20 protein-coding genes are annotated in these 26,207 nt (G+C 70.0%); 9 read left to right on the top strand and 11 right to left on the bottom strand.

Annotated features, from left to right (window positions below; all coding sequences use genetic code 11):
* Positions 1-16: 16 nt before the first annotated feature.
* From H7U20_RS08250 to H7U20_RS08285, 8 genes are read left to right on the top strand one after another with little or no spacing between them, the layout of a single operon-like run.
* Positions 17-1,654, top strand: a complete 1,638-nt coding sequence (locus H7U20_RS08250) for a TldD/PmbA family protein (RefSeq protein ID WP_199519108.1) — start codon at positions 17-19, stop codon at positions 1,652-1,654.
* A gap of 8 nt (positions 1,655-1,662) precedes the next feature.
* On the top strand, positions 1,663-3,000 hold the full coding sequence (locus H7U20_RS08255; RefSeq protein WP_199519109.1) for a TldD/PmbA family protein: 1,338 nt from the start codon (positions 1,663-1,665) through the stop codon (positions 2,998-3,000).
* Positions 3,001-3,007: 7 nt separating this feature from the next.
* Positions 3,008-3,628, top strand: coding sequence for a DUF4159 domain-containing protein (locus H7U20_RS08260; protein ID WP_199519110.1), 621 nt, complete (start codon positions 3,008-3,010; stop codon positions 3,626-3,628).
* Between the two features lie 20 nt (positions 3,629-3,648).
* Positions 3,649-4,653 carry an AAA family ATPase gene (locus tag H7U20_RS08265; protein WP_199519111.1) on the top strand — a complete coding sequence of 335 codons (1,005 nt, stop codon included), beginning with the start codon at positions 3,649-3,651 and terminating at the stop codon, positions 4,651-4,653.
* Positions 4,654-4,660: 7 nt separating this feature from the next.
* On the top strand, positions 4,661-5,554 hold the full coding sequence (locus tag H7U20_RS08270) for a DUF58 domain-containing protein (protein ID WP_233410581.1): 894 nt from the start codon (positions 4,661-4,663) through the stop codon (positions 5,552-5,554).
* Positions 5,548-6,657, top strand: coding sequence for a hypothetical protein (locus tag H7U20_RS08275; RefSeq protein ID WP_199519112.1), 1,110 nt, complete (start codon positions 5,548-5,550; stop codon positions 6,655-6,657). Before H7U20_RS08270 ends, H7U20_RS08275 begins: the two co-directional genes overlap by 7 nt.
* Positions 6,641-8,716, top strand: coding sequence for a hypothetical protein (locus H7U20_RS08280; RefSeq protein ID WP_199519113.1), 2,076 nt, complete (start codon positions 6,641-6,643; stop codon positions 8,714-8,716). Before H7U20_RS08275 ends, H7U20_RS08280 begins: the two co-directional genes overlap by 17 nt.
* On the top strand, positions 8,713-10,338 hold the full coding sequence (locus tag H7U20_RS08285) for a hypothetical protein (RefSeq protein WP_199519114.1): 1,626 nt from the start codon (positions 8,713-8,715) through the stop codon (positions 10,336-10,338). Before H7U20_RS08280 ends, H7U20_RS08285 begins: the two co-directional genes overlap by 4 nt.
* Before the next feature lie 142 nt (positions 10,339-10,480).
* Here H7U20_RS08285 and H7U20_RS08290 read toward each other — a convergent pair whose 3' ends face one another.
* On the bottom strand, positions 10,481-11,173 hold the full coding sequence (locus H7U20_RS08290; protein ID WP_199519115.1) for a pyridoxamine 5'-phosphate oxidase family protein: 693 nt from the start codon (positions 11,171-11,173) through the stop codon (positions 10,481-10,483).
* Positions 11,174-11,289: 116 nt separating this feature from the next.
* On the opposite strand from H7U20_RS08290, the gene pdxR reads away from it, so the two are divergent.
* The gene (gene pdxR, locus H7U20_RS08295; RefSeq protein WP_199519116.1) at positions 11,290-12,780 is read left to right on the top strand and encodes a MocR-like pyridoxine biosynthesis transcription factor PdxR; all 1,491 of its coding nucleotides are present in this window, start codon (positions 11,290-11,292) and stop codon (positions 12,778-12,780) included.
* A 47-nt stretch (positions 12,781-12,827) separates the two neighbouring features.
* Here the strand turns inward: pdxR and H7U20_RS08300 are convergent, their stop codons facing one another.
* The 10 genes from H7U20_RS08300 to H7U20_RS08345 form a co-directional block, all read right to left on the bottom strand.
* Positions 12,828-15,293 carry a TonB-dependent receptor plug domain-containing protein gene (locus H7U20_RS08300; protein ID WP_233410582.1) on the bottom strand — a complete coding sequence of 822 codons (2,466 nt, stop codon included), beginning with the start codon at positions 15,291-15,293 and terminating at the stop codon, positions 12,828-12,830.
* Between the two features lie 431 nt (positions 15,294-15,724).
* Positions 15,725-16,519, bottom strand: coding sequence for a spermine/spermidine synthase domain-containing protein (locus H7U20_RS08305; RefSeq protein WP_199519117.1), 795 nt, complete (start codon positions 16,517-16,519; stop codon positions 15,725-15,727).
* An 81-nt stretch (positions 16,520-16,600) separates the two neighbouring features.
* Entirely contained in the window at positions 16,601-17,125 is a 525-nt protein-coding gene (locus H7U20_RS08310; protein WP_199519118.1) for an FxDxF family PEP-CTERM protein, read from the bottom strand.
* A gap of 217 nt (positions 17,126-17,342) precedes the next feature.
* Positions 17,343-18,707 carry a sensor histidine kinase gene (locus H7U20_RS08315; RefSeq protein WP_199519119.1) on the bottom strand — a complete coding sequence of 455 codons (1,365 nt, stop codon included), beginning with the start codon at positions 18,705-18,707 and terminating at the stop codon, positions 17,343-17,345.
* Positions 18,707-20,050: a sigma-54-dependent transcriptional regulator gene (locus H7U20_RS08320; RefSeq protein ID WP_199519120.1), complete on the bottom strand. Its 1,344-nt coding sequence runs from the start codon at positions 20,048-20,050 to the stop codon at positions 18,707-18,709. Before H7U20_RS08320 ends, H7U20_RS08315 begins: the two co-directional genes overlap by 1 nt.
* 71 nt (positions 20,051-20,121) lie before the next feature.
* A complete protein-coding gene (locus H7U20_RS08325; RefSeq protein ID WP_199519121.1) occupies positions 20,122-21,360 on the bottom strand; it encodes an ABC transporter permease in 1,239 nt (412 codons plus the stop codon).
* Positions 21,361-21,398: 38 nt separating this feature from the next.
* Positions 21,399-22,715 carry an ABC transporter permease gene (locus tag H7U20_RS08330; protein WP_199519122.1) on the bottom strand — a complete coding sequence of 439 codons (1,317 nt, stop codon included), beginning with the start codon at positions 22,713-22,715 and terminating at the stop codon, positions 21,399-21,401.
* Positions 22,716-22,724: 9 nt separating this feature from the next.
* Positions 22,725-23,441, bottom strand: coding sequence for an ABC transporter ATP-binding protein (locus tag H7U20_RS08335; protein ID WP_199519123.1), 717 nt, complete (start codon positions 23,439-23,441; stop codon positions 22,725-22,727).
* A gap of 58 nt (positions 23,442-23,499) precedes the next feature.
* On the bottom strand, positions 23,500-24,768 hold the full coding sequence (locus tag H7U20_RS08340) for an efflux RND transporter periplasmic adaptor subunit (protein ID WP_199519124.1): 1,269 nt from the start codon (positions 24,766-24,768) through the stop codon (positions 23,500-23,502).
* A 77-nt stretch (positions 24,769-24,845) separates the two neighbouring features.
* Entirely contained in the window at positions 24,846-26,201 is a 1,356-nt protein-coding gene (locus H7U20_RS08345) for an MFS transporter (RefSeq protein ID WP_199519125.1), read from the bottom strand.
* Positions 26,202-26,207 lie beyond the last annotated feature (6 nt).

Genomic DNA, 26,207 nt, shown 5'->3' on the forward strand with positions numbered 1-26,207 from the left:
AGCAACAGGAGTCAAAGTGGAACGACGTTCATTTCTCAAAATAAGTGCGGCGACGGGCGGCGCCATGCTGGTGCCGGTGTTCGGCAACGCCATCGCCGCCGAGGAGCTGCTCAAGCCGATGGAGGTGCGCTTCAAGAAGAGCCTGGCCGACGCCGCGCTGAACGCCGCCAGCAAGGCCGGCGCCAGCTACTGCGACGTGCGCATCGGCCGCTACATGAACCAGTTCATCACCACGCGTGAGCTGAACGTGGAAAATATCGTCAACACCGAATCGTCCGGCGTCGGCGTGCGCGTCATCGCCAACGGCGCCTACGGCTTCGCCGCCACCAACGACATGTCGGCCGACGGCGTGGCCGGCGCGGCGCGGTTGGCGGTGTCCATCGCCAAGGCCAACGCCAAGCTGGGCGGCGAGCCGGTGCGCCTGGCGCCGGTGAGCGGCGTCGGCGAGGTGGCCTGGGCCACGCCGTTCAAAAAGGATTGGCGCATGGTCGCCATCAAGGAGAAGGCCGAGCTGCTGATCGCCGCCAACAAGGCCGGCATGGACGCCGGCGCCAGCTTCATGCAGGCCATGCTGTTCCAGGTCAACCAGCAGAAGTACTTCGCCTCCACCGACGGCTCCTACATCGACCAGGACATCCACCGCCTGTGGGCGCCGTTCACCGCCACCGCCGTCGACAAGGCCAGCAACCGTTTCCGCACCCGCGACGGCCTGTCCTCGCCGGCCAGCATGGGCTACGAGTTCTTCGACGCGCGGCCGGAGCACAAGCTGCGCGCCGCCGGCGGCGTCACCACCTTGTACCGCGGCGGCTACGACCTGGTGGAGGACGCCCGCGCCGCCGGCCGCCAGGCGCGCGAGAAGCTCGGCGCCAAGTCGGTCGAGCCGGGCAAGTACGACCTGGTGCTCAGCCCCGAGCACCTGTTCCTGACCATCCACGAGTCGGTCGGCCACGCCACCGAACTCGATCGCGTGCTCGGCTACGAGGCCAACTACGCCGGCACCAGCTTCGCCACGCTGGACAAGTGGCAGAGTAAAAAATTCAAGTACGGTTCGGAGCTGGTCAACGTGGTCGCCGACAAGACCACGCCCGGTTCGCTGGGCCACGTCGGCTACGACGACGAGGGCGTCGCCGCCAAGCGCTGGGACCTGATCAAGGACGGCATCCTGGTCAACTACCAGGCCACGCGCGACCAGGCCCACATCATCGGCGAGACGGCCTCGCACGGCTGCTCCTACGCCGACAGCTGGAGCAGCGTGCAGTTCCAGCGCATGCCCAATGTGTCGCTGGCGGCCGGCAAGAAGCCGCTGACGCCGGACGAGATGGTCAAGGACGTCAAGAAGGGCATCTACATCCTCGGTCGCGGCTCGTTCTCGATCGACCAGCAGCGCTACAACTTCCAGTTCGGCGGCCAGTTGTACTACGAGATCAAGGACGGCAAGATCGGCGCGCCGTTGGAGGACGTGGCCTACCAGTCGAACACCCAGGAGTTCTGGAACGCCTGCTCGGCGCTGTGCGACGAGCGCGATTGGCGCATGGGCGGCTCCTTCTTCGACGGCAAGGGCCAGCCCAGCCAAGTCAGCGCCGTGTCGCACGGGTCGAGCACCACGCGCTTCAACGCCATCAATGTGATCAACACCGCTCGCAAGATCGGCTAAGGGACAAAATGAAACAGCTGAACCAGGAAGAAGCCAAACGTATCAGCGACAAGGTGATCGCCCTGTCGCGCGCCGACGAGTGCCGCGTCTCGATCAGCGGCAACCGCAACGGCAATATCCGCTACGCCCGCAACAGCGTCTCCACCTCCGGCGTGGTGGACAACACCCAGCTCAGCGTCAGCGTCGCTTTCGGCAAGCGCCAGGGCACCGCCTCGGTCAACGAGTTCGACGACCAGTCGCTGGAAAAGGCGGTGCGCCGCGCCGAGGACGTGGCGCGGCTGGCGCCGGAGAATCCGGAGTTCCAGCCGGCCATCAAGCAGCAGCAGTACAAAGCCTCGTCGACCTATAGCGCGGCGACCGCCGCCATCGACCCGGACTTCCGCGCCGAGGTGGCGGCGCACAGCATCAACGCCGCGCGCAAGCACAATCTGGTGGCGGCCGGCTTCTTCTCCGACACCACCGGCTTCGAGGCGGTGGCCAATTCGAACGGCTTGTTCGGCTACCAGGAGTTGAGCAACCTGGGCTTCACCGTCACCACCCGCACCGAGGACGGCCGTGGCTCCGGCTGGGTCACCCGCTCGGCCAACGACGCCGCCAAGTTCGATGTGCGCGAGGCTTCGGCCGTGGCCATCGACAAGGCGCTGCGCTCGGTCGAGGCGAAGGCGCTGGAGCCGGGCCGCTACACGGTGATCCTGGAGCCGGCCGCGACGTCGGAGCTGATCGGCCGCATGTTCGGCGCCTTCGATGCGCGCCAGGCCGACGAAGGCCGCAGCTTCCTGTCGAAGAAGGGCGGCGGCAACCGCCTGGGCGAGAAGCTGTTCGACCAGCAGGTCAACGTCTGGGCCGACCCGTGGGACAAGGACGTGCCGGTGCTGGCCTGGGACGGCCAGTCGATGCTGCCGCGCGAGCGCACCAGCGTGATCAAGGACGGCCGCATCGAGGCGCTCGACTACAGCCTGTTCTGGGCCGCCAAGCAGGGCAAGCGCGCCAGCGGCCGGCATGGCAATATGATCATGTCGGGCGGCGGCAAGTCGACCGAGGAGCTGATCGCCTCGACCAAGAAGGGCATCCTGGTGACCCGCACCTGGTACATCCGCCAAGTCGATCCGCAATCGCTGCTGCTGACCGGCTTGACGCGCGACGGCACCTTCTACATCGAGAACGGCAAGATCAAACACCCGGTGAAGAACTTCCGCTTCAACGAGAGCCCGGTGTCGATGCTCAACAACATCGAGGAGCTGGGCAAGCCGGTGGTGATCGGCGGCGACGAGGTGCGCTACCAGATGTTGATCCCGCCGATGAAGGTGCGCGACTTCAATTTCACCTCCTTGTCGGACGCGGTGTAGTTCGCCCATGGCCAGCTACGACTTCTACTTCACGCGCCTGACCTACGAGTCGGGCGACTGGGACGTGGATATCCGGATGCCGAGCAATGTGCTCAATTCCCTGGTCGAGTACACCACCCTGCGCGTCGATCCGGTGGAGCGGATCGTCGCGCTGTCCGACCCGAAGATGCTGGAGGCGCCGTTCTGCTATTTCGCCGGCCACAAGCTGGTGCAGTTCAGCGCCGCCGAACGCAAGAACCTGGAGCGCTACGTCAAGGGCGGCGGTTTCCTTTTCGTCGACGACTGCAACCACGACATCGACGGCCTGTTTGCCAAGTCCTTCGAGGCCGAGCTGGCGCGCATCTTCGGCGCCAAGGCGCTGCACAAGATCGCCAACAACCATCCGCTGTATTCGAGCTTCTTCCATTTCGACGGCCCGCCCAACACCAGCGTGGAGCTGAACGGCTGGGGCGACGACCTGGTGCACGATTATCTGAAGGCGATCGAGGTGGGCGGCCGGTTGCGGCTTTTGTACAGCAACAAGGACTACGGTTGCGAGTGGGACTACGACTTCCGCAACAAGCGCTGGCTGGTCATCGATAACACCCGCTTCGCCGTCAACATCATTCAATACGCATTGGGAGCCTGATAGTGTCTGCATTGTCGAACATGTCGCATAGCGCGAGCATCGCCTGGAGCGAGGACGAGATCGGCGCGTTGTGCGCCAAGGTGGCCGGCCTGAAGGCCAGCATGGCCAAGGTCATCATCGGCCAGGAGAACGTGATCGACTCGCTGATCATCTGCTTGCTGGCCGGCGGCCACGCGCTGGTCGAGGGCGTGCCCGGGCTGGGCAAGACGCTGCTGGTCAAGTCGTTGGCGCAGGCCACCGACATGCAGTTCCGCCGCGTCCAGTTCACGCCCGACCTGATGCCGTCCGATATCGTCGGCACCGAGATTCTGGAGGAGGACACGGCGACCCGCAAGCGCGAGTTCCGCTTCCAGCAAGGGCCGGTGTTCACCCAGGTGCTGCTGGCCGACGAGATCAACCGCGCGCCGCCGAAGACCCAGTCGGCCCTGCTCGAAGCGATGCAGGAGCGCAGCGTCACCTTCGCCGGCCAGACGCACATGCTACCGCGTCCCTTCTTCGTGCTGGCGACGCAAAATCCGATCGAGCAGGCCGGCACCTATCCGCTGCCGGAGGCGCAGCTGGACCGCTTCCTGCTGCGCATCGACGTGGTCTATCCGAGCGAGGAGGAGGAGATCGCCATGGTCTCGGCCACCACCCACGTCGGCCTGGCCGACGCCGAGCCGGTGATGGACGTGGCCACCCTGCTGCGCCTGCAACAACTGGTGCGCGACATTCAAATCGGCGAGCACCTGCTGCGCTACGCCACCCGCCTGGTGCGCGCCACCCGGCCGGCCGACACGCCGGTGGCGGCCGTGAAGAAGCACGTCGGCTGGGGCGCCGGCCCGCGCGCCGGCCAGGCGCTGGTGCTGGCCGCGAAGGCGAGGGCGCTGATGCAGGGGCGGCTGGCGGTCACCCGCGACGACATCGGCGCGATGCTGCTGCCGGTGCTGGCGCACCGCGTGCTGCGCAATTTCGAGGCCGAGGCCGACGGTGTCGCCATCGCCGAGATCCTGCAGGCGCTGCGCGAACACGTGCGGCCGGAGTAAGGGCGGCATGCTGCAAACGTCGGCCCTGATGGCGCACGCCACCGATCTGAACCTGATCATCCGCCATGTGCTGGCCGGTCTCGGCCACGGCATGCACGCCGGCCGCGAGCGCGGCGCCGGCGTCGAGTTCTCCGAGTACCGCGCCTACGCGCCGGGCGACGAGTGGCGCCGGGTCGACTGGAAGCTGCTGGCGCGGGCCGACCGCTACTACGTGCGCGAGGCCGAACGCGACAGCCACGTCGCCGTCTGGCTGTGGCTGGACGCCAGCGCCTCGATGGCCGAGCCTAGCCGCCAGACGGCGGGGCTCGACAAGCTGTGGTACGCCCGCACCATGCTGGCCTGCCTGGCCGCCGTGGCGCAGCGCCAGGGCGACGCCTTCGGCCTGGTGGTGTGCGGCGGCGGCCGCGTCGAGTTCACCCCGGCCGGGCGCGGACCGCGCCAGTTGCAGCGCGTGCTGGCGCAACTGGCCCGCGTCACGGCGCAGGGCGCGCTGCCGGACGAGGCGACCTTGCGCGCCAATCTGCACTTCGCCCGCGCCCCCAGCCTGATTTTCGCCGCCAGCGATTTCCTGGAGTGGCCGTCGCCGCTGAGCGAGGCGCTGCTGCGTCTGCGCCATCTACAGCATGACGTGCGCGTCCTGGCGCTGCGCACCCAGGCCGAGGTGGACGCCAGCTTCAAGGCCGGCGCCGGCTACCGCGATCCGGAGCGGGCCGACGGCCTGCACCGCATGGGCCAGGCCGAGCGCGAAGCCTACCGGCAGGCGCTGGCCAGCCACTTCGAGGCGATGGCCACCAGCTGCCGCCAGCACGACATCGTGCGCTGCGAGGCGCGCATCGAGCAGCCGCTGGCGCTGGTGCTGCGCAGTTGGGTGCAACTGGCGGGGGCGCGCGCAAGATGTTGAGTACTCAAGTGTTGTGGTGGCTGGCACTGCCCGTGCTGCTGCTGCCGATCTGGTGGCACCGGCAAAAGCGCCAGCGCCTGAAGGCCGAGCCGCTGGCCACCGCGCGCTTCCTGCCGGCCGCCGCGCCCGAACAACTGCGCGTGTGGCGTTGGCGCGAGCTGGTATTGCTGCTGCTGCGCTGCCTGCTGCTGCTGGCGCTGATCGCCTGGCTGGCCGCCACCGTGCTGCCGTGGCGCGGCGATACCGTATTGCTGGCGCGCGGCGTCGACCAGGTTTGGGCCGGGCAGCGCATCGCCGCCGCCGGCTTCGGCACCGCCCGCCGCGAGGAGATCGCCGCCGAGGCGCTGCCGCATCTGCTGTCCTGGCTGCGCCAGCACGAGTACCAATGGCGCGCCGACGCGCGCGTGCTGGTGCTGGCCGGCGTCGGTCAAGTCGCCATGCCGGCGCGCCTGCCGCGCTTCGGCCACGCGGTCCGACTGGAGCTGAAGCCGACATCGGCAATCGTGTCGCCGGATGTCGCGGCCCGGGCCGATGCAGTCGCTTCGCCCGCCGCATCGACTTCCGGCGCGCCGGCCGTCGCCGTGGTCGAGCATCGTGTCGCGCTGGCCACCACGGCGGCGCACGCGCCGGCCTGGCAGGCGCTGTTCGCCGCCTTCAACGCCGGCGCGGACGGCCACTATGTGCTGACCGAAGAACCCGACGCCGCCACCGAATTGATCGTCTGGGACCGGCCGCAGTTGCCGCCGCAGGGCTGGCACGCGCCGCTGTGGTGGTTCGGCGCCGGTCCGACACCGCCCGAGCTGGCCGGCGCCCCGGCGTTGGAGATCAACGGCATCACGCTGCGCTACGCCGACAGCGCGCGCGGCCGCTTGTGGGCCTCGGACGCCTGGCCGGCGCGCGACGCCGAGACGGCGCGCGCCATCTTCGCCACCTTGCATGCCTTGGACCGCGCCGCGCCGGAGTACCCGGCGCCGGCGCAGGCCTTCGCCGCCGAACGCGGCCTCGGCGTTCCGGTCGAGGCCAACCCCGCCGCCTGGCTCGGCTGGTTGTTGCTGGCCTTGTTTTCACTGGAACGGATATTCACCCATGCGCGACGCCGCTGATCTCCTGCGCGGCCGCTTGCGCCGCGCCGTGCTGCGCCGCCGCGCGCCGCTGTGGCTGGCCACGCTGCTGCCGCTGCTGGCCTGCGCGCTGTGCCTGCCCGCCGCGCGCCCCTACACGCTGGCCGCGCCGCCGCTGTGGGCTGTCTGGTTGCTGTGGGATCTGGCGCGCTGGCAGCGCCGTGTCGGCGCGCAGTGGGCCGCCTGGCTGGACGCCGCCGTGCCCGCGCTGGAGGACAGCAGCGCGCTGCTGGCCGGCGCGGCCGAGACACCGATCGCCCGCCTGCAACAAGAACGCCTGCGCACCCGCCTGGCCGCAACCTTGGGACCGGACGAATACCGCGCCATCGCCCGCTTGCGCGCGCCCGTCGCCGCGCTGTCGGCGTGGCTACCCATGTTGCTGGCCTTGGCCGTGGCCGGCGCCGCCTGGGGCTGGCAGCAACGCCAGCTGACTGGCGCCGCCGGCGGCCATGCCGCCGCACCGGCCGCGCGCGCCATCGTCGACGGCGAGATCTACCTGCGCGTCGCGCCGCCGGCCTACACCGGCGTGGCCGCCTTCGAGACGGCCGCACGCGACATCGAGGTGCCGCAGTACGCCGACGTGCGCTGGTGCGTCAGGAACGCCGGCGGCGCGCAGCCGGTGGTGGAGCTGAGCGACGGCCAGGCGCTGCCGGTCGGCGCCGACTGCGCGCGCTGGCGCGCCGGCGAGTCGATTTTCTGGCGCGCCCGGGGCAAGGCCGGCACGCGCTACAACGTGCGCGTGCGGCCCGACCAGGCGCCGCAGGTCAGCGTGGTGGCGCCGAACGAATTGATCACCGTGCTGCCGGCCGACGCCGGCGGCGTGCAGTTGGAGCTGAGCGCGCGCGACGACTATGCCATCGTCCGCGCCAGCCTGCATATGACGCTGGCGCGCGGCAGCGGCGAGAACATCCGCTTCAGCGACCGCGAGGTGCCGCTGCCGGAGTCGGCCGATCCCAAGCTGCGCCACTGGCAGAAGCGCTGGACGCTGGCCGTGCTGGGCATGGAGCCGGGCGACGAGTTGTACTTCTTCGTGCGCGCCACCGACAACGCGCCCGAGCACGCCCACACCACGCAGTCGCCGACCTACACGCTGCGCCTGCCCGGCCCGGCCGCCGAGAGCCTCGATGCGACGGCGCTGCCGTCCATGGTCAAGCCGGAGAGCCTGCGCAGCCAGCGCCAGATCATCATGGACACCGAGCAGTTGCTGGCCGACCTGCAGGCCAAGCCGAACCTGCCGCGCGCCACGCTGCGCGAACGCAGCGAATCGATCGCCGGCGACCAGGCGCAGCTGCGGCGCCGTTACGGCATGTTCCTCGGCGAGGAGTCCAGCCTGTTCGGCGACGAGCATGAGCACGAGCATGAGCACGAGCAGGAACACGGCGGCGGACATGCGGCCGAACACGGCGCGCCCAAGCGCGGCGCCGAGGCGGCCATCATCGCCGAATTCGGCCACGCCCACGACCAGGAGGACAACGCCACCATCTTCGACCCGGCCACCAAGGCGCTGCTCAAGCGCGCGCTGGCGGCGATGTGGGACGCCGAGAAATCGCTGCGCGCCATCACGCCGAAGTCGGCGCTGGCGCCCGAGTACAAGGCGCTGGCGGCGATCAAGGAATTGCAGCAGGCCGAGCGCGTGTATCTGCACCGCACCGCCTTCGTGCCGCCCGCGCTGAGGGAAGAGAAGCGCATGAGCGGCGACATGGTCGGTGCGCTCAGCTACAAGCGCGCCCAGGGCGGCGCCGCCGAGCCGGCGCCGGCCGAGGTGCGCGAACTGGTGCTGGCGCTGGCCGGCGACGGCACGCTGCCCGCGCTGTGGAGCAAGTCGGCGCGCGAGATCATCGCCGCCCGCATCACCGACCAGGAACAGAAGCTGGCGGCGCAGCGCGCCGTGCAGGACGTCGCCGACGGCTGCGCCGCCTGCCGCGCCGTGCTGCGCGCCTGGTTGCGCGGCACGCTGGCCGAGGCGCCCGTGCGCCTGCAGGCGCAACCGCTGGCCGACACCCCATTCCGCCGCGCCTGGCGCGGCAAGGAGCAGCCATGACGGCAACCCTGACCAGTCTGGCCGTGCTGGCCGCCGGCGCGCTCAGCGCGCTGTTCTACGCGCGCCGCCGACGATGGATCGAGACGGCACTGGTCGGCCTCGCCGGGTTGGCGCTGGCCGCCATGCTGGCCGGCCTGCGCCAGCCGGGTGGCGTCGCCGCCAACATCACACTGAGCACCGACGCCACCGGCAACGCCAGCGAGGCGGCGCTGTTGGCGGTGCCGCAGGCCGGCGCCATCGTGCTGCGCGGCGACGGCCTGCGCGAGGCGCAATGGCGCGACCTGCCGGCCCGTCCGCTGCAATGGAAGCCGGCGGCCGACGCCGAGCTGCTGTGGCTGGACTTCCCGCGCAGCGTGGCGCTCGGCCGCATGTTCCAGTTCAGCGCGCGGCGCGGCCAGGCGCAAGTCGGCTGGCGTTTGCAGCTGCTGGCCGAGAACGGCCAACTGTTGGCCGAGGCGCGCGCCGCCGCCGCCACCGACAAGCTGTCGCTGCAATGGCTGCCGCCGCTGGCCGAGGCCATGCTGCTGCAGGCGCGCCTGCTCGACGGCGCCGGCAAGACCATCGCCGCCGGGCCGGTGCCGCTACAGGTGGTGGCCGCCGCGCCGCTGCAGGTGGTGGGGCGCTTCGACGCGCCGTCGTTCGACGTCCGCGCGCTGAACCAATTGCTGGCCGACGGCGACGCCGTGCTCGATTGGCAGCTCACCTTGGGCAAGGCCATCGCCCGCGGCGAGACGGCGCGCCTGCCAATGACGGCGCCGAATCTGCTGCTGGTCGATGCCGCCCATGTCGAGCATCTGAATCCCGCCGCGCGCGCCGCCCTGCTGGCCCAGGTGGGACAAGGTGCGCGCTTGCTGGTGCTGGGCGCGAACGCGACCGACGCCGGCTTGTGGCAGCGCGAATTCGGTCTGCGTTTGCGGGCGCAGTCGGCCACCACGGAGAAGGAGGAGATGCGCCAGTTCAGCATCAACGGCACGCCGCTGGCATTGACGCCGGCCGGCCTGAACCCGGACGCGCAGGCCGGCGCCGCCTGGACGGCGGCGGCGCGCGACGCCAAACAGCAAGCCTGGTTGTGGCAGCGCGACTGGCAGCGCGGCCGCGTGCTGTGGTTGGGTGTGGCCGACTGGCACCGCTACGTCATCAGCGCACCGCAGCCGCTGGCGCTGTGGTGGCAGCAGCTGCTCGACCAGACGGCGCTGCCGGCGACGCAGAAGAGCGCCTGGCGTCTGCCCGACCCGATGCCCGTGCCGGGCCTGCGCAGCGAGTTGTGCGGGCAGGGCTTCAAGCCGGGACAAGAGCTGCAACTGGAGGGGATGGCTACGCAGAGATGGCAGGCCCGCGCCGACCAGGCCGATGCGGTCTGCGTGGCGCTGTGGCCGCGCGCGCCCGGCTGGCAGAAATTCGCCAGCGCCGGGCAGGAGGGAATGGAGTACATCTACGCCGCCGCCGCCTGGCCGGCCTGGCAGCGCGCGTTGCGGCGCGACGCCACCGCGCGCTACGCCGCGCGCAGCGAGGTGAAGCCGGTGACAGCCGCTACGATGAACGGCGTAGCCATGCCGGCCGCGCCGTTCGCATTACTGTTCGCGCTCTGTATGCTGGTGCTGTGGTGGCGCGAGCAGCGCTAGATTGTCGGCAAACCCACAGGCGCAATCTGGGGTCGGACCCGCGGGGTCCGACCCCGGCTCTTAGCCCTTGGGTGGTTTTATGGCCGCCGGCGCCTCAACTCGGCGACCCCAACCCCGCTTGCCGATTTCGTTCGCGCCGGCGTTAGCCTTCGCTCCAGCGCCGCACGTAGTCCGGTACTTCCAGCGCGCAGGCCGGATCGGTCAACGGCGCCTGGCGGCTGCGCTCGAACGGCAGCACGCCGGCCCAGACCGGCCACGCCATGTCCTCGGCGTCGTCGTTCGGCGCGCCGGCGCGCACCTTGCAGGCCGCTTCGTCGAGCGCGATGCGCAGCACCGTGGTGGCGGCGTATTCCTTGTCGTTGCCGGCGCGGACCTCGGCCTGGCGGCCCGGCAGCAGCTTGTCCATGAAGTTCTCCATGGTGCGGCGCTTGTGCGCCTCGTCGGTGACTTTCTCGAAGCGGCCGTAGATCATCACCGAGCGGTAGTTCATCGAATGGTTGAAGGCCGAACGCGCCATCACCAGGCCGTCGAGGTGGGTGATGGTGACGCAGATGTCCGACTCGACCAGGCGGCGCAGCATGCGGCTGCCGTTCGAGCCGTGCACATACAGGTGCCCGCCGTCGCGCCAGCAGGCGGTGGGGATGCAATGGCTGCCCTTGTCGTCGCTGAAGGCGATGTGGCACAGGTAGGCGTCGTCGACGATGGCGTGCACGCTGGCGGCGTCGTAGCGGGCGTTCTCGGCGACGCGGCGGACGCGGGTGCGCTCGCTCGGCGCGCCGGCGAAGGTGGTGGTGTCTGCGGGTGCTGCGGTGTCGGCTGCGACGGCTTCGGTCATGGTGGTGTCCAGGTGGGTGGATACAAAGGGTGAAGCAGGCAATATAATGGCCGGCTGGCTCTGTCGAAAGATCCAGGCCTATATCATTTTCTGGAGCCATGAATGGAGCACGCCCCGTGGATTACGCCCTCTTGATCGCCACGTTCACCGAACAGCACCGCGCGCGCGGCTGGCCGCGCCAGCGCCTGCTGCACGAATGCCTGCGCGCGGCGATCCGCAGCGGCACGCTGGGCGCTGGCAGCCGCCTGGTGGCGACCCGCGCCCTCGCCGCCGAACTGGGCGTGGCGCGCAACACCGTGCTGTACGCCTACGAGCAACTGGCCTGCGAGGGTTATGTCAGCACCGACCGGCGCGGCACCATCGTCGCCGCTCTGGCGCCGGAATTCGCCGCGCCGGCGGCGCCGGCGCCGCACGCCGAGTTGTCGCGCCGCGCGCGCGAGCTGCGGCCCATGTCCGGCATCGGCGACAGCATGCAGGCCTTCATGCCCGGCGTGCCGGCGCTGGAGCTGTTTCCGCTGGCGCTGTGGCGGCGCATGCTGGAGCGGGCCTGGCGCGGCCTCAGCGTGGCGCAGCTGAACTACGGCGAGCCGTGCGGCGAGGCGGCGCTGCGCGAGGCCATCGCCGACCACCTGCGCGCCTCGCGCGGCGTGGTGTGCGACGCCGGCCAGGTGTTCATCACCGACGGCACGCAGAGCAGTCTGGATCTGTGCGCCCGCGCCTTCGCCGACCATGGCGACACGGCCTGGCTGGAGTGCCCCGGCTACGGCGGCGCGCTGGCCGCCTTCCGCGCCGCCGGCCTGCGGGTGGAAGCCATCGCCGTCGACCAGGACGGCATCGCGCCGACGCCGCAGGACTGGGCGCGGCGGCCGCCCCGCCTGATCTACACCACACCGTCGCACCAGTATCCGACCGGCAGCGTGCTGAGTCTGCGCCGCCGGCTGGCGCTGATCGAGCAGGCGCGCGCGGCCGGCGCGCTGATCATCGAGGACGACTACGACAGCGAATTCCGCCACGACGGTCCGCCGCTGTCGGCCATGCAGGGACTGGCGGCGGACGCGCCGGTGCTCTACCTGGGCACCTTCAGCAAGACCATGTTCCCCTCGCTGCGCATCGGTTTCGTGGTGGTGCCCAAGGGCTTGGCGCCGGCGTTGGCGGCGATGCGCGCGCAGTCGGCCGCGCGCGGCCGCGTCGCCGAGCAGCTGGCGCTGGCCGAGTTCCTGCGCAGCGGCCAGTTCGCCCTGCACCTGCGGCGCATGCGGCGGCTGTACCGGCAGCGGCGCGACGCGCTGGCGGCGGCCCTGACCGAGCATGTGGGGACGGTGGCGCTGGTGCACGGCGGCTCGGCCGGCATGCACCTGGCCTTGCGCTTCACCGACGCGGCCTTGTGCGACACGACGATCGCCGCGCAGGCGCTGGAGTTGGGCATCGTGACGCACGCGCTGAGCGCGCACTGCAGCCATGCCGGCGAGGGCGGTTCGGATTGGCGGGGATTGATGCTCGGCTACGCCCAGGTGCCGGCCGAGCGGATGGATGGATTGGTCAGGCAGTTGGCGACGCTGTTGCACCTGGCGGCCTACAGCGCCAAGCGACCGCGCCGCAGCGGTTAAGGCTGCGGCGCGGGGGCACTACGCTACTACGGTGTTACGCCGGCAGCTTAGAACGCCGTGTCGGCGCGGATGTACATCGAGCGGCCGTTGACGCCGATCGGGCAGGTTTCCCAGCAGCGGGTGAAGCCGATCTTCTGGAGCGTGCCGCCGTTGGTCCATTCCGACGGCAAGGTGTTGAACACGTTGTTGGCGCCGACGCTGAGGAAGGTGCGCTTGCTGAAGGCGTAGCGCACCGAGGCGTCGACCAACCACTTGGCGTCCCAGGTGTGCAGCGGGCTGAAGTTCGACGCCTGCACTTCGCCATAGTAGTTGGCGCGGGTGTTCAGGTTCCATGGACCGCTGGAATAGTCGGCCGCCACCACGTGGTGCTTGCGTGGCTGGCCGCGTTCGATCAGGGTCACTTGCGAGGCGTCGAACACCTGTTCGCCGGTCAGCACCGACGACGACGAGTGGCGCTTGGTGACTTCGGTCTTGTTGAAGCCCAGCTGGCCGGACAGCACCAGGGTCGACGCCGGCAGGCGGGTGGTGTGTTCCGCCACGATGTCCAGACCCCGGGTGCGGGTGTCGACGGCGTTGGTGAAGAACTGGGCCTGGCCCACTTTCAGCGGATTGAGGATGTTGGCGATCGGGCCGCCACCGGCCTCCGGCGCGATTTCGCTGGAGAACACGATGCGGTCCTTGATCTTGATCTCATACGCGTCGACCGTCAGCGACATGTTCTTGGCCGGGCGCAGCACCATGCCGAGGCTGGCGCTGGTCGAGGTTTCCTCTTTCAGCGGTTTCAAACCGAACGCCTGGGTCACGGCGCTGCCTTGGCGCGCGGTCAGGGTTTCGGTCAGCACGCCGTTGTTCAAGTTGGTCGACACCGAGCTGTAGAACTCCTGCTGCACGCTAGGCGCGCGGAAGCCGCTCGACAGGCTGCCGCGGAAGCCGACTTGCTTGGACGGGTCGAAACGGGCGCTCAGCTTGCCGGTGACGGTGCTGCCGAAGTCCGAATATTTTTCATAGCGCACGGCGCCGGCCAGCAGCAGCGTTTCGATCGGACGGTGTTCGGCGTCCAGGTAGAAGGCGATGTTGTGGCGGCCGCCGTCGACGGCGGTGCCCGGCGTATAGCCCGGGAAGCCCTGGATGCCGGAGGCGGCGGTCTTGCCGTCCTGGCCGACGATAGGGATCAGCGGATTGTTGGTGCGGCCGTATTGGTAGGACACCGGATCGCCCGCCAGGATCTGGAAGTTGTCGCTGCGGTATTCGAAGCCGGAGGCCAGGAACAGGCTGCTGTTCTCGCCGAACTTGATCGGTCCCTTGATGTCGGCGTTGAAGGTGGTCTGGGTGAATTTGAGCTTGCCGGTGTCGGCTTCGCGCGGCGATTCGCCGTAGATGCCGCCCGGCGCGCCGGCTTTTGGCTCGTACCAGTAGCTGACGTTGATCGAGTTGCTTTCGTGGAAGTCCAACTCGCTCTCGCCGTGGTTGACGCTGACGTCGAGCTTCCAGTCGTTGGCCAGGTCGCGCCGGTAGCCGAAGGCGAACGAGGCATCCTTGACGGTGGTGTGGATGTTGGGCAGGTAGCCGTCGCCGCTGGTTTCGGACGGCACGGTGCGGCCGTCGCCCTGCGAGCGGTAGAAGCCGTAGGCGTCGCCCTTGCGGCGCGACACGCCGCCGAAGGCGTAGAACTCGCTGGCCTTGTCGATCGGCAGCGCGGCGTTCCACCACAGGTAGGCGTCCTTGGCGTTGCTATCGCCGATGTGCTGGGTGACGCGGGGCGCGCCGGTCACGCGCAGCGAATCAGGGCCGGCGCGGTTGGTCTCGCCGCGCTTGCGCGCTTCGACGGTCAGGTTGATGAAGCCGCCGTCCTCGCCCAGGGCGAAGCCGGTGTTGGCGCTGCCGGCATAGGTGTCGCCGTCGCCTTCGGAGGTGGTGCCGACGGTGCCGCTCAGGGTGGTCTCCTTGACCTGCGACTTGAGCACGATGTTGATCACGCCGGCGATGGCGTCGGAGCCGTATTGGGCGGCGGCGCCGTCGCGCAGCACCTCGATGTGGTGGATCGCGGCCAGCGGAATGGCATTGATGTCGGTGCCGGCCGAGCCGCGTCCGATGGTTTGCTGCACATTGACCAGCGCCTGCTGGTGGCGGCGCTTGCCGTTGACCAGCACCAGCACCTGGTCGGGGCCGAGCGAGCGCAGCGTGGCGGGACGGATGATGTCCGAGCCGTCGCTGATGAAAGTGGTCGAGAAGTTGAACGACGGGTCCAGCGTCTGCAGCAGCTTGCCCAGTTCCAGCGGTCCGGCGGTTTGCATGTCCTTCAGGCTGATCAGGCCGACCGGGGCCGAGGTGTCGAGCGCGGTCTTGGCCACCGAGCGCGAACCCAGCACGACGACGGTTTGTTCGGCGGGGGCGCTGTCGGCGGCGCTCTGCGCCCAGCTGTGGCCGGCGGCGAGCAGCAGGGCGGAAGCGATCAGGGTGCGGCGGAAGGGGAGGCGTTGCAGGGAAGCGGTGCTGCGGTGTGCTGTAGTCATGTGTCATTCTCTCGTATGGTTTTTATCTGAACATGCAGCCAATGGGTGACCGGCTTTGACGCTGAACGGGCAAGGGTGACTCGCCGCCGAGAAAATACTACAGTGCACAAATGGTGCCGGCAAAGGGCTTTGCGCCGGCTTCGTACCACAGTGTTGCATTATGTGCACCGGATGCAATATTGCGTGCTTTATGCGGGGAAATCCCTTACTCTGATCGACCGCCGGCCGGAAAGCAGAGGCCGCTTGGCGGCGGCGACAGGGTGCATTTATGCTAGTGTTGTGAGCGCGGCAACAGGCGTTGCCGCCGGTTCAGACGCGGCCGGCGCGCCCCGGCGCCGGCCGAAATTGGCCCGGTCGGTGCTTGGCCGCGGTTGGCCGATTTTGGCCGTTGCTGGCCGTTGCTGGCCGTGGTTGGCGCTGCTTGGCCGGCGCTATTGCTGGTCCAGCATCCACGACTTCAGTCCGTTGACCCAGGACTTGGCGGGCAGGTTCATGCGCGTCTTGATGGCGCCGGCGCGCTCGTACAACAGGCTGAAGTCGAGCAGCGGCGAGTGCTTGAAGGCGAGCACGACGATGTTGGCGTCGTGCACCTCGGGCAGCCAGACGACGGCGTCGAACACCTGCTCCATCGCCTGCAGGTTCTTGTCATAGTTGGGGAAGTCGCCGAACACATTGGTGGTCATGACGCCGTCGGCGCTCAGGCAGTCGTGGCAGGCCTGGTAGAACTCGGGCGAGTCGAGCACCGGGCCGCGCGCCTCCTCGTCGTACAGGTCGACCTGCAGCACGTCGACGCTGCCGTGGTTGGCCGGGTCGAGCACGAAATCCATGGCGTTCATTTCGCGCACGTCGAGGCGGGCATCGTTGGGCGGCAGGCCGAACTGGGCGCGGCAGATCTCGATCACGTTGGGGTTGAGCTCGACGGCGGTGACCCGCGTCTCGGGCAGGCGGTGGTAGCAGAACTTGGTCAGCGCGGCGCTGCCCAGGCCGAGCTGGACGACGTGGCGCGGGCGCTCCTGGAACAACAACCACATCATCATCATCTGCACGTATTCGAGTTCGATGGCGTCCGGCTTGGCCAGGCGCATCGCGCCCTGGACCCAGGAGGTGCCCAGGTGGAGGAAGCGCACGCCCTGGAACTGGGTGGTGGTGGCCGGCGGGTGGCCCGGCTGGTCGTAGCGCGCGGCGCTGGCCGGCGCGGCGGCGGAGGAGGTGGATTTCTTGGGCATGGGCGTAGTTTACCAGCCGGCCCGGCGGCGCAAAAAAAAAGACGCCGGAGCGTCTTTGGGGTCAAGCGCCGGGTGGCGCGTCTAGGAGGTTTGGCGGCGCCGCGCCAGGAAGGCCAGCACGCCCAGGCCGCCGAGCATCATGCCGTAGGTTTCCGGTTCGGGCACGGCCGTCACGTTGATGGTGCCGCCATACGAGGCCGTGACCGGCATGTCGGCATGCATCGACGGGTTGCCGGCCCAGCCGTGCACGGTCAGCTGCAGCAGGCCGGACTCGCCGGCGCCCAGCACGCCGCCAAACTCATAGGTGCCGCCGAACAGCGAGACCAGGGTCAGCGGGGTGATGCCGATCCAGGCCTGCCACAGGTCGATGTTGGTGGTGTTGGCGCCTATCGTCACCAGGCTGGCATCGACCGTCGAGGGGCCGACGCCGGGGGTGAAGGTGATCACGTCCCAGAACTCACCCGAGAACACGTGCGTCAGGCCGAAGCCGGCGCTCTGCGACGGTGGCGCGCCGACCAAGGGTACGGTCGGTGTCAGGTTTTCCGCCATAACGGTGGCGACAGGTGCCGCCAACATGGCGGCCAAGAGTAATGATTTTAGTTTCATTTTTATCCCCGTGAGAGTGTTGCCCAACACTGAAAGCTCAGTGCCGGATTCCAAGTTACGCCGGAGGAAAATGCATGTCAATTCGCTATTTTCAAATCGATAGCGACATGGAAATAGCTTGTCGCTAAGACACGGGCTGAACCGTAGCGATAATTGCTTGAACGACAATGCTTGTTGTCAAATTAGGCAATAAAATGTCGAAAGAATAATTCCATGCCTAGTTGCAGGAAACCGACAACGGCAGGATCAGCGCCACCGTCAGGCCGCCGCCGTCGCGGTTGGCCAGGGTGATGCGGCCGCCGTGCGCCTCGGCGATCTCGCGCGCCAGCGCCAGGCCCAGGCCGGTGCCGCTGCGCTTGGTCGAGTAGAACGGCACCAGCGCGTTGGTCAGCACCGTCTCGCTCATGCCCGGGCCGCGGTCCTGCACCTCGATGCGCAGGCCGTCCTGCAGGCGGCGCACGGCGAGGCGCACGGCGCCGGCCGGCGAGCCCGACTCGTGGGCGTTCTTGAGCAGGTTGAGCAGGGCCTGTTCGAGCTGGGCGGCGTCGAAGGCGGCCGGCTCGGCCGGCGGGGCGGCGGCCAGCTCGAACTCGGCCTGGGCCGCCAGGTGGCCGATGAAGGCGCCCCAGTCCTGCCATTCCGGGCGTGGCGTCGGCAGCTTGGCGAAGCGGGCGTAGCCGAGGATGAAACTTTCCAGGTGGCGGGTGCGCTCCTCGATGGTGGCGAGGATTTGCGGCAGCCGCTCGGTCTGGCCACGGCGCACCAGCTCGGCGCCGGAGTGGGCCAGCGAGGTGAGCGGGGCGAGCGAGTTGTTCAGCTCGTGGCTGATGACGCGGATCACCTTCTTCCAAGTCTGCACCTCCTGCCGGCGCAGCTCCAGGGTCAGCTGGCGCAGCAGCAGCAGCTCGTGCTTGCGGCCGTTCAGGTTGAAGCTGCGCCGGGCCAGGTGGAAGACCTCCTCCTCGGCGTCGTCGCCGGCCCCGGCGCCGGTGGAGAACAGGCCGTCGCCGCCGCGCGCCAGCGCCTCGCTGAGGGCCGGCGCGGCCATCGCCAGCACGGCGTCGAGGCGGTGGCCCTCAAGTTTGCGGCCCTGGTTGAGCAACTGGCGGGCGGCGACGTTGGCGTACACCACCGGGCCGCCCTCGCTGACCAGCAGCATCGCCACCGGCGTGTTCTGCACCATGGTGTCGAGCAGCAGCTCGCGCTGCACCAGCTCCAGGCGCTGCTGGCGCAGCACGGCGCCGAGCGCGTTGTGGGCCGCCACCAGGTCGCTCAGCTCGTCGTTCTGCGGCCAGTACAGGCTGAACGAAAAGTCGCCGTCCTGGTAGCTGGTGACGGTGCCGGTCAGGGCGCGGAACAGCGACAGGATGGGCGCCAGCTGGGCGCGGATGGTGATGACGGCGAGCGGCAGCACGCACAGCAGGCACAGCGCCAGCACCAGGCCGGGCCGCAGCGGCAGCAGGCGGGTCAGCGCCAGCGCGATCAGGATGCCCAGGGTCAGCAAGGTGCCGACCAGCGCCGTCCAGCGCGTCAGCAGCGAGAGGCGGATGCCTTTCTGCTGGCGGTCCGTGCCGGCGGCCATCAGGGGCGGGCGATGCCGAGCCGCTCCATGCGGCGGTACAGCGCCTGGCGCGACAGGCCCAGCTCGGCGGCGGCCTGCGCCACCACGCCGCCGGCGCGGCGCAGCGCCAGGCCGATGGCGTCGCGGTCCGGTTCGGCCTCGGCGGCGGCCGCCGCCGCCGTGGCCGGCGAGGGCGGCAGGCCGAGGTCGGCGGCGCAAATCAGCGCGCCGCCGGCCAGCAGGCCGGCGCGCGCCATCACGTTCTTCAGCTCGCGCACATTGCCCGGCCACGGGTGGGCCAGCAGGGCCGCCTCGGCGCCGGCGTGCAGGCGCTTGCCGGCGCCGAGAAAGTGGACCGCCAGCGGCAGGATGTCGGCCGGGCGCGCCGCCAGCGGCGGCAGGCGCAGCTCGATGACGTTGAGGCGGTAGAACAGGTCCTCGCGGAAGCTGCCGGCGCGTATCATCGCCGGCAGGTCGGCGTTGGTGGCGCTGACCACGCGCACCTTGACCTGGCGCTCCTTGTTCGAGCCGAGCCGCTCGAAGCGGCCGGTTTCGAGCACGCGCAGCAGCTTCATCTGGCCGGCCAGCGGCAGGTTGCCGATCTCGTCGAGGAACAGGGTGCCGCCGTCGGCCGCCTCGAACTTGCCCTCGCGGGCGCGCGAGGCGCCGGTGTAGGCGCCGGCCTCGGCGCCGAACAGTTCGGCCTCGATCAGCTCGGCTGGCAGGGCGCCGCAGTTGAGCACCACGAAGGGGCCGTCGCGCACCGCCGAGTTGGCCTGCAGGATGGCGGCGATGCCCTCCTTGCCGCTGCCGTTCGGCCCGCAGATCAGCACCGGCACGTCGGCCCGCGCCACCTGGCAGGCCAGGTGGATCACCCGCTCGGTGGCGGCGTCGCGCCAGACCATGCCGCGCAGGTCGAAGTCGCGCTCGAGGTCGTGGCGCTGGCGCGCCTCGCTGCGCAGGCGCTGGCCGAGCGCGCGCTTGGCCTGGCCCAGCTCGATCAGGTTGTGCACGCTGGCGATCAGGCGGTGGTCGTCCCACGGCTTGGCCAGGTAGTCGGCGGCGCCCGAGCGCACCAGTTCGACGGCGGCGTCGAGCTGGGTCCAGGCGGTCAGCAGGATCACCGGCAGCTCGGGATGGCCGGCGCGGATGGCGTGGAACAGGGCGCGGCCCTCGTCGCCCGAGGTGGTGTCGGCCGAAAAGTTCATGTCCTGGATCACCAGGTCGACCTCGTGGCGCCGCAGCAGGGCCAGGCCCTCGGCCGGCGAAGCGGCGCGCAGCGCCTCGATGTCGTGCAGCGAGAACAGCACCTCGAGGGCGATGGCGACGGCGGCGTTGTCGTCGATAATGAGTACGGTAGGCATGCGCTTAGAATAACATTGCCGGACCGCGAACGGTCTGGTGATTTCCCCCGGGGCTTGCGGGGCTTGGGGGCTCAGGCGCTGCGGGTGGCCAGCGCCGGCGAGGTGGAGGCGGCGCGCCAGGCCGGGCCGTAGACGGCGCCCAGGCCGAGCAGCCAGAACACGCCGGCGCCGGCCGCCAGGTAGCCGGCCGGCAGGCGCGCCATCTCCAGCTGGCTCACCAGCAGCTGGTTCAGCGCCAGACCGAGCAGCACGCCGGCGGCCACGCCGACGCTGGTGATCATCACGTTCTCGATCAGGAAGTAGCGCAGGATGTCGACGCGGCGCGCGCCCAACGCGCGGCGCACGCCGATCTGCTTGCGCCGCTGCGTCACCCACAGGCTGGCCATGCCGACGATGCCGCTGGCGGTGACCAGCAGCAGCAGGGCGCTGACGGCGACCAGCATGCCGGACAGGCCGCGGTCGGCGCGGTAGCGGTCGGCGCGGACGTCGGCCAGGCTTTTCATGCGCACGATCACCGGCGTCGGCGCCGCCGCCGCGCGGGCCGCCGCCTCGGCCGCCCGCATGCTGCGCTCCAGCTGGCCCGGCTCGGCGCGCAGGGTGAAGTTGCTGTCGGTGCCGCCGGTGTAGCGGATCGGTGCGATGACGCAGATCTCGCCGTCGCCCTTGAGCTGGGCGCCCGGCGTTTGCAGCCGCTCGACCACGCCGACCACCTCGCTGGCGCTGGCCTTGGCGCCGGTGCCGAAGTACAGCGTCTTGCCCAGCGCGCTGGCGCTGTCGGGCCACAGCCGTTGCGCCAGCGCGTGCGTGACGATGACCACCTTGGCGAACTCCTCGCTGGTGTCCTGGTCGACCTCGACCACGTCCTGCGGCGCGAAGTCGCGCCCCTCGCGCAGTTGCAGGCCCCAGGTCTTGAGCAGGCTGTCGGGCGTGCTGTACAGCGCCGCCGAGCCGTTGTTCTGCTCCTGCTCGCGCGTGGCGGCGATGCTGGTGTAACTGCCCGAGCGGGTCAGCGGCATCTGGCTGACGTTGGCCAGCGACAGCACGCCGGGCACGGCGCGCAGCGTGGCCGCCTCGCTCTTTTGCTCGGCCAGTTGCTGCTGGTGGCTGCCGGCCTTGAGGTGGCGGATCTGCAGCGAGAACACGTCGGCCTCGGCGGCCACGCCGCTGGGCCGCGCCGCCACCGCCTGGCGCACGCTGACGATGTGCAGGGCGTTGGCCAGGATGGCCAGGCTGAGCGCCACCTGCACGGCGACCAAAATGGCGCCGGTCTTCGAGCGCAGCAAGGCTGACAGGATGGGTCGGATTTCCATGGGTTTGTCTTCGCGTTGAGGTAATGGGCTGATTGGGCTTATTGGGATTTGAGCTGCATCGCCGGCGTCACCTGGCAGGCGCGCCAGGTCGGCAGCAGGCCGGCCAGCACGGCCGCCACCACCGCCAGGGCGAAAGTGGTGGCCAGCATGGTCCAGTCCATGTGGGCCACCACGGTCAGTTCCTTCGACTGGCGGGCGATCAGCGCCAACGCGCCGAAGGCCAGCAGCAGGCCGAGCGCGCCGCCGGCCAGGCCGACCACGCTGGTCTCGATGAGGAACTGGCGGAAGATCTCGCGGCGCGAGGCGCCCAGCGCGCGGCGGATGCCGACTTCGGCGGCGCGCACGGAGAATTTGGCCAGCAGCAGGCCGATGGCGTTGACCAGGCATAGCAGCAGGAAGCCGAAGGCCAGCCAAGCGCTCAGCCGGTTGTCGTTGCCGACCACCTTGAGGAACTCCAGCCATTCCGTCACGTTGTACAGACGGTTCGGCGCGTTGCGTTGCAGCCGGCCCAGGCGGCGCTGCTCGGTCGCGTAGTTGTCCAGATAGCTCTGCAGCGCGGCGCGCCCGCCGGCCGCGCTCTCGAACCAGAACTGGATCCAGGTGCACTCCGAGTCGAGCAGGCCCTGGTAGCCGGGACTGGGCTGGTCCTTGCAGTTGGTGCTGCCGTGGTGCTCGCTCTGGTGGCGCAGCATGCTGGCGAAGGGGACGAAGAATTCCTCCTCGTCGCCGAAGGCGCTGCGGCCGCCGACGATGCGGTGGAAGCGCGGCACCACTTTCCAGCTTTCGAGCACGCCGCTGACCTGGAACTGGAAGCCCATCAGGTCGAGGCGCTGGCCGACCGGGTTGGCGCTGCCGTACAGCTTCTCGGCCAGCGCGCGGCTGAGCACGACGACGTCGGCGCCGGCGGCGTCGTCGGCCGGGCTCCAGCCCTGGCCGTAACGGAACGGCGCTTCGAACATGGCGAAGAAGTCGCTGGTCGGCGCCAGGCCGTAGACGGCGAAGGCGGCCAGGTCGGGCCGCGCCGGCGCCAGCGCCGCCGCCACGCCCATGATCGCGGTGCGCCGCTCGCCCTGGCCGCTGCGCAGGAAGTTGCTGGCGTCGCGGTAGCTGAGCTGGCGGTCCGTTTGTCGCGGGTCGCCGCCCGGCGTGTAGCCCTGCGCCGGGCCGTTGTCGACCAGCGGCACCAGCAGGCGCGCGCTCTTGTGCGGGATCGGGTCGCCGCCCATCACGTGCAGCACGGTCAGGGTGGCCACGCTGGCGGCCACGCCGATGGCCAGCGTCAGCACCATCAGCGCGGTCAGCGCCGGGTTGCGCCGCAGGCTGCGCAGGCCGAGTTGGAAGTAGTAGAGGAACATCGCCGCCCCTTATGCCGTGTGGAGGTTCGACTGGCCGTCGAACAGCGAGGCGCCGCGCCGCGCCAGGTCGGACACCTGGCCGTCGATGATGTGCACGTTGCGCTGCGAGCGCACGGCCAGCTCGGGATCGTGGGTGACCATCAGGATGGTGGTGCCCTGGGCGTTGATTTGTTCGAGCAGTTCCATCACGCCGCGCGCCATTTGGGTGTCGAGGTTGCCGGTCGGCTCGTCGGCCAGCAGCAGCTTGGGCGAGCCGGCCAGCGCGCGGGCGATCGCCACGCGCTGTTGCTGGCCGCCCGACAGCTCGGCCGGGTAGTGCCGCATGCGCGAGGCCAGGCCGACCTTGGCCAGCGCGTCCTCGATGCGCTCCTTGCGTTCGGCGCGGTTGAAGCCGCGGTAGCGCAGCGGCACGTCGACGTTGTCGAACAGGGACAGGTCGGGGATCAGGTTGAAGCCCTGGAAGATGAAGCCGAGCTTTTCGTTGCGCAGGCGCGAACGGGCGTTGTCGTCCATGCCGTTGACGTTGACGCCGTCGAGGATGTATTCGCCGTCGCTGAACTCTTCGAGCAGGCCGGCGATGTTGAGGAAGCTGGTCTTGCCCGAGCCGGACGGCCCGGTGACGGTGACGAATTCGCCGGCGCGCACCTCGATATCGAAGCCGCGCAGGGCGTGCGTTTCGATCATCTGGGTGCGGTAGACTTTGCTCAGGTTGTGCATGCGCAGCATGGCTTGCCTTTCGGGTCGGGTGGAATGGGGGGGGGGGGTGTGGCTTGGCCGGCCGGGCTTATTGGTGGATGGTGACGCGGGCGGCGTTCTCGAAGGCTTCGCTGCCGGCGATGACCACCTGGTCGCCCTGGCGCAGGCCGCCGGCGATCTCCACCGCCGCCACGCTGGTGGCGCCCAGTTTGACCGGCGTGCGCACGGCGACGCCGTCGCGCACCAGGTAGACGAAGCGGCCGCCCTCGGCCTCGACGAAGGGGCCGCGCGGCAGCAGCAGCACGCCCGGCTTCTCGTCGATCAACAGGCGCGCGCTGACGCGCTGGTTCTGCCGCAGTCCGGCCGGTTGGGCGCCGTTGAAGCGCACCCGTGCCAGCACCTGGTTCTTCACCACCTCGGGCGACAGCGCCGACAGGGTGCCGCCGGCCTGGATGGCGCCGGCGCTGATCTCGGCGCGCATGCCCAGGCCGATGTCGGCGACGTAGGTTTCCGGCACCTCCAGCTCGACCTCCAGCTTGGACAGGTCGACCAGCGTCATCAAGGGCGCGTTGGCCTGCACCACGCTGCGGTTGGCCACCGACAGCGTGCCGATGAAACCGTCGACCGGCGCGCGCACGGTCAGCTCGTCGACGCGGCGCTGGGCGTTGGCCAGGGTCAGGCGTTGGCGGTCGAGCTGCTGCACCTTGGTGGTCAGCTCCAGCGCCACGTTGTCGCCCTCCAGCGCGGCGGCCTGCTCGGCGTGCTTGGCGCGGATCTCGGCCGAGTTGAGCGCGTCCTTGGCTTTTTGGAAGTCGATCTTGGCGATGATGCCGTCGTTGGCCACCGCCTGGTAGCGTTCCAGCACGCGCTGGGCCGACAGGCGCTCGATCTCGGCAACGTCGGCCTCGCGCCGCGCCAGCAGCTTCTGCTTGCGCGCCAAGATCTGCTGGCGCGCCACCTCCGCTTCGAGCTGGGCGTAGCTGGACTGTTCGCGTTTGAGCGCGTCCGACAGGTCGGGCGACTCCAGCACGGCCAGCACGTCGCCCTTCTTGACGGTGTCGCCGGCCGAGGCCTTCAGCGTCACCGTGGCCGGCGTGGTGGCGTACAGCGTCGGGCTGACGGCGGCCACCACGCGGCCGTTGACGGCGGCGTCGCGCAGCAGCGTGCCACGGCTGACGGCGGCGATGCGCAAGCGCGCCGCGCTGACCGAGTGTTCGTTGCCGCGCCAGGCGCCGAGCAGCAGCACGCTCACGCCGGCCAGGGCGACGGCGGCGCCTGCCCACAGCAGGCGGCGTTTGTGGCGTTGCGCCGGCGGCTGGGTCAGCACGGCGTCTTGGTGGGAGGTGTCGCGGATCATGGTGGCGGTGGTGGACGAGGATGTCGCTACCTATGCAGCTTTCGTGCCACCCCGGCGCGGCGGCCTAAGTGCTTGATTCAGCTGGCTTTGCGCGCCGCCGGCGGGGCGGCGCTGTCCGCCGCGGTGTCCGCCGCCGTGTCCGCGCCGCGGCGGCGGACGGCCAGGGTCAGCAGCGCGGCGCAGAGGGCGGCGCCGGCCATCACGCCGACGCCGACGCGCAGCGACCAGTTGACCGCCACCGCGCCGATCAGCGGCGGCCCGGCCAGCAGGCCGGCGTAACCGGCGCTGGCCACCATGGCGATGCCGGCGGCGGCCGAGCTGCCGGTCCGCCCGGCGGCGCTGAAGATGGCCGGCACCACGTTCGACAGGCCCAGCCCGGCCAGCGCGTAGCCGGTCAGGATGCTGGCGGTGGACGGCAGCGCGCCGGCCAGGCTCAGGCCCAAGGTGGCCAGCACGGCGCCGCCGACGATCACCTGCTGGCTGCCGAAGTGGCGCACCACGCGGTCGCCCAGCAGGCGGCCCAGCACCATCGTGCAGGAGAAGGCGGCGAAGCCGGCGGCGGCCATCGCCGCCGTGGCGCCGGTGCTGGTCAGGTACAGGCCGCTCCAGTCGACCATCGCGCCCTCGACCAGGAAGCACAGCAGGGCGATCGCCGCCAGGCCGGCCACGGCCAGCTTGGCACGGCGCGCCGCCGCTGTTGCTGTTGCCGCTGCTGTTGCCACTGCTGCTGCCGCGTTGGCCGGGGCCATTGGACCGGCGCTGGCAGACACGGTCGTGGTGTCGGCCGTCGCCGCAGCCGCGCCCGCGCCGGCTGGCGCCGCTGTCGTCGTGCCGCTGCCGGCGCCATGCTGCGCCGGCGGCGTGTCGTTCGCGTCCGGGCCCAGTCGTCCGGCCGCCGTCGCCACCAGCGCGAGGACGATCAGCGCGGTCGGCAGCAGCAGCCAGGCGGTCGGCGTGTCGAAGTACAGCAGGGCGGCGCCGACGCCGGTGCCGGCCAGGCCGCCCAGGCTGAAGGCGGCGTGGAACGAAGACATGATGGCCGTGCCCCAGCGCCGCTCCACCGTGCTGGCGTGGGCGTTCATGGCGACGTCGAGCAGGCCGTTGGCGGCGCCCAGCAGCAGCGTGGCCAGCATCAGCAGCGGCAGGCTGCCGACCCACAGCGGCAGCGGCAGCAGCACGGCGAAGGCCAGGCCGGCCAGCCGGGTGGCGGCGGCAGTGCCGCCGACGCGCGGCACCAGCCGGCCGCACAGCGGCATGCAGCACACCGCTCCGGCGGCCAAGGTCAGCAGCGCCAGACTGAGGCTGGCGTCGGACAGGGCCAGTGCCTGCTTCAGCGGCGGGATCGCCGTGGCCCAGGCGCCGATGCCCAGGCCGTTGGCGAAGAAGACCATCAATGTGGCCCAGCGGGCTTGTTTGACTGCGGCTGCGTGCATGCGTGC

Origin of the sequence: Rugamonas violacea (assembly GCF_016461825.1) — a bacterium.
In the GTDB taxonomy this organism is placed as follows: domain Bacteria; phylum Pseudomonadota; class Gammaproteobacteria; order Burkholderiales; family Burkholderiaceae_D; genus Rugamonas.

Bases quoted from the DNA above. Each gene is read 5' to 3' on its own strand.
- H7U20_RS08255 (WP_199519109.1), top strand. From the start codon at position 1,663: ATGAAACAGCTGAACCAGGAAGAAGCCAAACGTATCAGCGACAAGGTG.
- H7U20_RS08260 (WP_199519110.1), top strand. From the start codon at position 3,008: ATGGCCAGCTACGACTTCTACTTCACGCGCCTGACCTACGAGTCGGGC.
- H7U20_RS08265 (WP_199519111.1), top strand. From the start codon at position 3,649: ATGTCGCATAGCGCGAGCATCGCCTGGAGCGAGGACGAGATCGGCGCG.
- H7U20_RS08270 (WP_233410581.1), top strand. From the start codon at position 4,661: ATGCTGCAAACGTCGGCCCTGATGGCGCACGCCACCGATCTGAACCTG.
- H7U20_RS08275 (WP_199519112.1), top strand. From the start codon at position 5,548: ATGTTGAGTACTCAAGTGTTGTGGTGGCTGGCACTGCCCGTGCTGCTG.
- H7U20_RS08280 (WP_199519113.1), top strand. From the start codon at position 6,641: ATGCGCGACGCCGCTGATCTCCTGCGCGGCCGCTTGCGCCGCGCCGTG.
- H7U20_RS08285 (WP_199519114.1), top strand. From the start codon at position 8,713: ATGACGGCAACCCTGACCAGTCTGGCCGTGCTGGCCGCCGGCGCGCTC.
- H7U20_RS08290 (WP_199519115.1), bottom strand. From the start codon at position 11,173: ATGACCGAAGCCGTCGCAGCCGACACCGCAGCACCCGCAGACACCACC.
- H7U20_RS08300 (WP_233410582.1), bottom strand. From the start codon at position 15,293: ATGACTACAGCACACCGCAGCACCGCTTCCCTGCAACGCCTCCCCTTC.
- H7U20_RS08305 (WP_199519117.1), bottom strand. From the start codon at position 16,519: ATGCCCAAGAAATCCACCTCCTCCGCCGCCGCGCCGGCCAGCGCCGCG.
- H7U20_RS08310 (WP_199519118.1), bottom strand. From the start codon at position 17,125: ATGAAACTAAAATCATTACTCTTGGCCGCCATGTTGGCGGCACCTGTC.
- H7U20_RS08315 (WP_199519119.1), bottom strand. From the start codon at position 18,707: ATGGCCGCCGGCACGGACCGCCAGCAGAAAGGCATCCGCCTCTCGCTG.
- H7U20_RS08320 (WP_199519120.1), bottom strand. From the start codon at position 20,050: ATGCCTACCGTACTCATTATCGACGACAACGCCGCCGTCGCCATCGCC.
- H7U20_RS08325 (WP_199519121.1), bottom strand. From the start codon at position 21,360: ATGGAAATCCGACCCATCCTGTCAGCCTTGCTGCGCTCGAAGACCGGC.
- H7U20_RS08330 (WP_199519122.1), bottom strand. From the start codon at position 22,715: ATGTTCCTCTACTACTTCCAACTCGGCCTGCGCAGCCTGCGGCGCAAC.
- H7U20_RS08335 (WP_199519123.1), bottom strand. From the start codon at position 23,441: ATGCTGCGCATGCACAACCTGAGCAAAGTCTACCGCACCCAGATGATC.
- H7U20_RS08340 (WP_199519124.1), bottom strand. From the start codon at position 24,768: ATGATCCGCGACACCTCCCACCAAGACGCCGTGCTGACCCAGCCGCCG.
- H7U20_RS08345 (WP_199519125.1), bottom strand. From the start codon at position 26,201: ATGCACGCAGCCGCAGTCAAACAAGCCCGCTGGGCCACATTGATGGTC.